Below are 5,987 nucleotides of genomic sequence, written 5' to 3'. Positions count from 1 at the left end.
CAATGCTAATAATTTATTAACTCGCATCGACTTAACCATTTCTGGGACTTGATTTTCCATACGCGCAGCCGGCGTTCCATTACGCACTGAATACGGGAAGACGTGTAATTCAGAGAATCCGATACGTTTAATCGTCTCAACTGTTTCATTAAATAGCTCTTCTGTTTCTCCTGGGAAGCCTACAATCACATCTGTTGTAATTGCTAAATTGTCAAATAACTCACGTAACTCTTTTACCTTTGCCTCAAATTCAGCTAATGTATAGGGACGCTTCATTCCCTTTAAGATTTCATTTGATCCAGCTTGAAGTGGCATATGTAAATGGTTCACAATTTTATCTGACATTTTCATGGCAGTGATGACATCATCTGTCATTTCTGATGCCTCAATTGAAGAGATACGAATACGTTTTAATCCGTCAATTTTAATTAAGTCTTGAAGTAATTTACCAAAACTATAATCTTCTAAATCTTCACCATAAGCCGCTGTATGAATCCCTGTTAAAACGACTTCACAGTGACCATTCGCTACTAATTGCTTAACTTGATCAATAACGATTTCAGGTTTTTGAGAACGAACAGTTCCACGCGCCCAAGGAATAATGCAATACGTACAGAAATTATTACATCCATCTTGAATTTTTAATGTTGCACGCGTACGGTCTGAGAATTGAGAAACATTCAATGTTTCAAATCCATCTACCTTGAAAACATTTTGAATTTGTGAAATCGGTTGACGCTCTTCACGATATTTTTGAACTAATTGAGGAATTTGGTCACGTCCATGTGTTCCAATCACAATATCAACGCCCTCGATATCCATAATTTCTTTTGGTTTGGTTTGTGCGTAACATCCCATGACACACATAACGGCCTCAGGGTTACGACGAATGGCACGACGAATCACTTGACGACTTTTTTTATCTCCTGTATTCGTGACCGTACACGTATTAATGATATAGACATCTGCTACACCTTTAAAATCTACTTTTTCATAACCTTCATTTTTAAATAACTCCCATACTGCTTCTGTTTCATAATGATTTACTTTGCATCCTAATGTATGAAATGCTACAGTCGGCATAAAATCATTCCTTTCCCTATGACAAATCTTGTTGTGATATTTAAAATTCTAATGCAAACGAAATCGCACTCAACGCGTAAATCGGTGCTGTTTCTGTTCTTAAAATGCGAGGCCCTAATGCACACGGTTTAAATCCATGCTGGATTAATAAATCAACTTCTTTTTCTCCAACGCCTCCCTCAGGCCCAACTAATAACAATAACGTTGCACCTGGTTTTATATTTTCTAACGTTTGTTTTAATTGAGCTAATTCACCTTGTTTGGCTGTTTCTTCATAAGCAAACAAGCAAACATCGTAATGTTTAGATTGTTCTAAGAAAGCCTTAAAGGTATGAACAGAATGAACTTTTGGAACCACTTGACGATGAGACTGTTCAGCAGCTTCTTTTGCAATCTTATTCCATCGTTCAACCTTTTTCACTTCCTTTTTAGCATCTAGTTTAACAACACAACGTTCCATACTTACCGGCATAAAGTTAGTTGCTCCACACTCCGTTGCCTTTTGAATGACCCATTCAAATTTATCTCCTTTAGGTAACCCTTGGGCAATCGTGACCTCAATGGGTAATTCCGTATCACTTTCAATTGCTTCACCAATTTCTCCCGTCACTTCATCTGGTGTTACGGCTGTAATCGTGAGATAATAACATTCTTTATCTTCATTACAAACAATGATTCGCTCACCGACTTCCATTCGCATGACACGGGCGATATGATGAGCATCTTCATCAGTAATTCGAACTTGTTTCGCTTGAAACTGATGATTTTTTAAAAAATAACGTTGCATTACGTTGCCTCCAATTCGACTTTAACCTTCGTATGTTGCCACAATCGCAACCCATCCATTTTTTTCTCTCACTTCTTCAATCTTAAATTGATGGGCAACTAAAGCATCTAATACTGCTTGTTTTTCATGGTCAACAATACCAGAACAAATAAACGTTTGACCTTGTGGTAATACTTTCACCACATCATCTAACATATTAATAATAATCGGTGCTAATATATTAGCTACCATTAACGTTGGAGCTTCTGATAACGCCTCCACCCCATCAATTAAATTGTTTTTCTCAATGATAATGTTTTGACAATGATTCATTTCAATATTTTCTTTTGCACGAATCACTGCCATTGCGTCCAAGTCAACCGCATAAACCAAACGACATCCAAGTTTTGAAGCAGCGATTGCTAAAATTCCAGAACCAGTTCCTACATCAACAACGACTTGACTTGAATTGGCATACTGTTCAATCAATTCTAAACATAATTGTGTCGTTTCATGCGTTCCAGATCCAAAGGCCATTCCCGGATCTAACATAATCTCTGTCACATTAGGATCAGTTGTAGGTTCAAGCCAACAAGGTTTAATCACTAGCGTCTTCGTAATTTCAATTGGAGTATAATGTTTTTTCCAACTATTTGCCCAGTCTTCTTCATCTAACATTTTGATTTCCAGTTTATTATGGTCAAAGTTATCAAATTTTAAATTTAATAATTGCGTTCTCACAAATTCTAACTGTGTTTCAATATCTGACGTTACGGCTAAATAGCCTTTAATGATAACTCCATCACTTGGATAATCATTAGGATTTAGGCGATAAATTTCACCAAAATGATCCTCATGTGATTCTGTTACGGTATTTGAATCTTCAAGTAAGACTCCCTTCGAACCAGCCTCAATAAAAATATTACTAACTAAATCATACGCTTCATGCGTTGAATGAAAACTTAACTCTAACCAGTTCATGAAGTCACCTCATTTATCAATTTTATCTCTAAATTATAACACAATTCATCAAAAACTAAAAATTATGTTCTTTTGTTTAATATTGTAAATTTTTTATAGTATCATTCTTTTTCCATAAAAAAATTGTAAGGATTCTTCATCCTTACAATTTTCATTATTTAAAGGCCTTTTTTAACTTATCCCAGATTGAACCTGTTTTATCTTCTAACTGATCAAATTCATGTAATAATTCACGTTGACGATGACTTACTTTTTTAGGAACGACTAATTTAACTTTGACATATAAGTCTCCCGTCATTTCGCGGTTAATGTATTTAATTCCTTTATTACGAACTCTAAATTCAGTTCCTGGTTGTGTTCCTTCTGGAATTTTTAAAGCCACTTTTCCATTTAACGTCGGTACTTCAACTTCAGCTCCTAAAGTTGCTTGACTAAATGAGATTGGAATTTCACAACGAAGGTCATAACCATCGCGAACAAAGAAATCATGTGGTAAGACTCTAAATCCAACATATAAATCTCCACTTGGTCCGCCATTACGTCCCGCTTCTCCTTGACCTGTTAAGCGGATTTGTTGACCATCATCAATTCCAGCTGGAACTTTAACTTCAATCGTTTTTTGACGGTTAACTGTTCCATGCCCTGAACAAGCATCACATTTATGTTTAATCTTTTTACCCGTTCCAGAACAGTCAGGACAAGTCGTTTGAGTTTGCATACGTCCAAGAATCGTATTTTGAACTTCCACAACGCGTCCTGTTCCACTACAACGAGAACATGTTTCAATATCGTCTTTAGAACGTGCTCCTGATCCCCCACATTTTGTACATTCTTCTTCACGATTTACTGTAATCTCTTTTGTCACGCCAAATGCAGCTTCTTCAAACGTAATCGTTATTGTTTGCTTTAAATCATTACCACGTTGTGGGGCATTTGGATTTCGACGATTTGAGCCACCACCGAATCCGCCGAATCCGCCTCCGAACATACTTTCAAATATATCTTCGAATCCGCCTCCGAATCCGCCTTGTGCTCCACCAAATCCTCCGAATCCGCCAAATCCACCTTGGCCACCGAATCCATCTGTTGCTGCATGTCCATATTGATCATAGGCTGCGCGCTTTTGCTCATCGCTAAGCACCTCATATGCTTCTTGTACCTCTTTGAACTTTTCTTCTGCATTTGCTTCCGTTGCAACATCAGGATGATACTGTTTAGCTAACTTACGGTAAGCGCGCTTAATTTCTTGATCAGTTGCTGTTTTTGAAACACCTAGCACCTCATAATAATCACGTTTTGCCATGCTGTACCCTCCTTTTATTCTTTCATAATATACCATAAAAAAAGTCAAAGTCATAGTAGACTTTGACTTTTAAATTTTTTATTAAACTTCTTTATATTCAGCGTCTACAACTGAATCATCACTTGAATTTGCTCCTGCATCACCTTGTGCCGCTTGAGCTGCCTCAGCTGCTTGAGAATAAACTTTAACCGCTAATTCTTGAGCTAATTTTTCAAGTTCATCTTTTTTCACTTTAACTTCATCGAAATTGTTATCGCTTAATGCTTTTTCTAATGCTTCAACTGCATTTTTAATGTTTGTTTTTTCTTCTTCAGTTGCTTGTTCTCCAAGTTCTGAAACTGATTTATTTGCCGCAAAGATTAATTGCTCTGCTTCATTACGTAAATCTGCTTGTTCTTTACGTTTTGCATCTGCATCTGCATTTTCTTCTGCTTCACGGACCATGCGTTCAATTTCTTCATCTGTTAATCCTGAACCAGAAGTGATGGTGATACGTTGTTCTTTTTGTGTACCTAAATCTTTTGCTTTAACATTTACAATCCCATTAGCATCGATATCAAATGTTACTTCGATTTGAGGGATACCACGTGGTGCAGCTGGAATATCTCCTAATTGGAAGCGTCCTAATGTTTTGTTATCTGATGCCATTGGACGTTCACCTTGTAAAACGTGAATATCTACGGCTGGTTGGTTATCTGCAGCTGTTGAGAACACTTGAGATTTAGATGTTGGAATTGTTGTATTACGAGGGATTAAAACCGTCATCACTTGTCCCATTGTCTCGATACCTAAAGATAATGGTGTAACGTCTAATAATAAGATATCTTTAACATCTCCTTGTAACACCCCACCTTGGATAGCAGCTCCCATTGCAACTACTTCGTCTGGGTTAACTCCTTTATTAGGTTCTTTTCCTAATTCATTTTTGATTGCTGTTTGCACGGCAGGAATACGAGTTGATCCACCAACTAATAAAACTTGATCTAAATCATTTGCAGTCATCTTAGCATCTTTTAATGCTTGACGAACTGGTCCCATTGTACGTTCAACAAGAGTTGAAGTCATCGCATCAAATTGAGCACGTGATAAAGTTTTTTCTAAATGTAAAGGTCCTGTTGCATTCATTGAGATGAATGGTAATGAAATTTGGACAGATGTCACTCCTGATAAGTCTTTTTTAGCTTTTTCAGCCGCATCTTTTAAACGTTGCATTGCCATTTTATCTGCTGATAAATCAACACCTGTTTCTGATTTAAATTCTTTTACTAACCAGTCAATAATCACTTGGTCGAAATCATCTCCACCTAAACGATTATCTCCCGCTGTTGATAATACTTCAAATGTTCCATCTGCTAACTCAAGAATTGAAACGTCAAAAGTTCCTCCTCCTAAGTCATATACTAAAATTGTTTGTTCTTTATCTGTTTTATCTAATCCATAAGCTAAAGCTGCTGCTGTTGGTTCATTGATGATACGTTTAACATCAAGACCTGCAATACGTCCTGCATCTTTAGTCGCTTGACGTTCAGCATCATTGAAGTAAGCTGGAACTGTAATAACAGCTTGAGTTACAGTTTCACCTAAGTAAGCTTCTGCATCAGCTTTAATTTTTTGAAGTATCATTGCTGATATTTCTTGTGGTGAATAAGTTTTATCATCAATCTTAGTTTTGTGATCTGTTCCCATTTCTCTCTTAATTGAGATTATAGTGTGTTCAGGATTTGTAATTGCTTGTCTTTTAGCTATTTGTCCTACTAATCTTTCACCGTTAGCTTGGAATGAAACTACTGATGGAGTAGTTCTAGCACCTTCTGAGTTAGTGATAACTACTGGTTCTCCACCTTCCATAACAGC

At 36.8% G+C, this 5,987-nt stretch carries 5 protein-coding genes; all 5 read right to left on the bottom strand.

Features of this window, described 5'->3' with window-relative positions; translation table 11 throughout:
* Nucleotides 1-1,083, bottom strand: a 1,083-nt coding sequence (gene mtaB, locus QWC74_RS08710; RefSeq protein WP_288993979.1) for a tRNA (N(6)-L-threonylcarbamoyladenosine(37)-C(2))-methylthiotransferase MtaB, incomplete at its 3' end; no start/stop codon positions are given.
* A 40-nt stretch (nucleotides 1,084-1,123) separates the two neighbouring features.
* Nucleotides 1,124-1,870, bottom strand: coding sequence for a 16S rRNA (uracil(1498)-N(3))-methyltransferase (locus QWC74_RS08705; protein WP_006785256.1), 747 nt, complete (start codon nucleotides 1,868-1,870; stop codon nucleotides 1,124-1,126).
* Between the two features lie 21 nt (nucleotides 1,871-1,891).
* Complete coding sequence (gene prmA / locus QWC74_RS08700; RefSeq protein ID WP_006785255.1) at nucleotides 1,892-2,830, bottom strand: 50S ribosomal protein L11 methyltransferase; 939 nt, start codon at nucleotides 2,828-2,830, stop codon at nucleotides 1,892-1,894.
* A gap of 154 nt (nucleotides 2,831-2,984) precedes the next feature.
* Nucleotides 2,985-4,133 (bottom strand): molecular chaperone DnaJ, encoded by a 1,149-nt coding sequence (gene dnaJ / locus QWC74_RS08695; RefSeq protein ID WP_006785254.1) that lies wholly within the window; start codon nucleotides 4,131-4,133, stop codon nucleotides 2,985-2,987.
* An 81-nt stretch (nucleotides 4,134-4,214) separates the two neighbouring features.
* On the bottom strand, nucleotides 4,215-5,987 hold a 1,773-nt coding region (gene dnaK / locus QWC74_RS08690; RefSeq protein WP_288993978.1), incomplete at its 5' end, for a molecular chaperone DnaK.

The organism is uncultured Turicibacter sp. (genome assembly GCF_938044715.1).
Taxonomy (GTDB): domain Bacteria; phylum Bacillota_I; class Bacilli_A; order MOL361; family Turicibacteraceae; genus Turicibacter; species Turicibacter sanguinis.
Note: the sequence above shows the minus strand (reverse complement) of the source record. Positions and strands in the feature narration are given on the sequence as shown.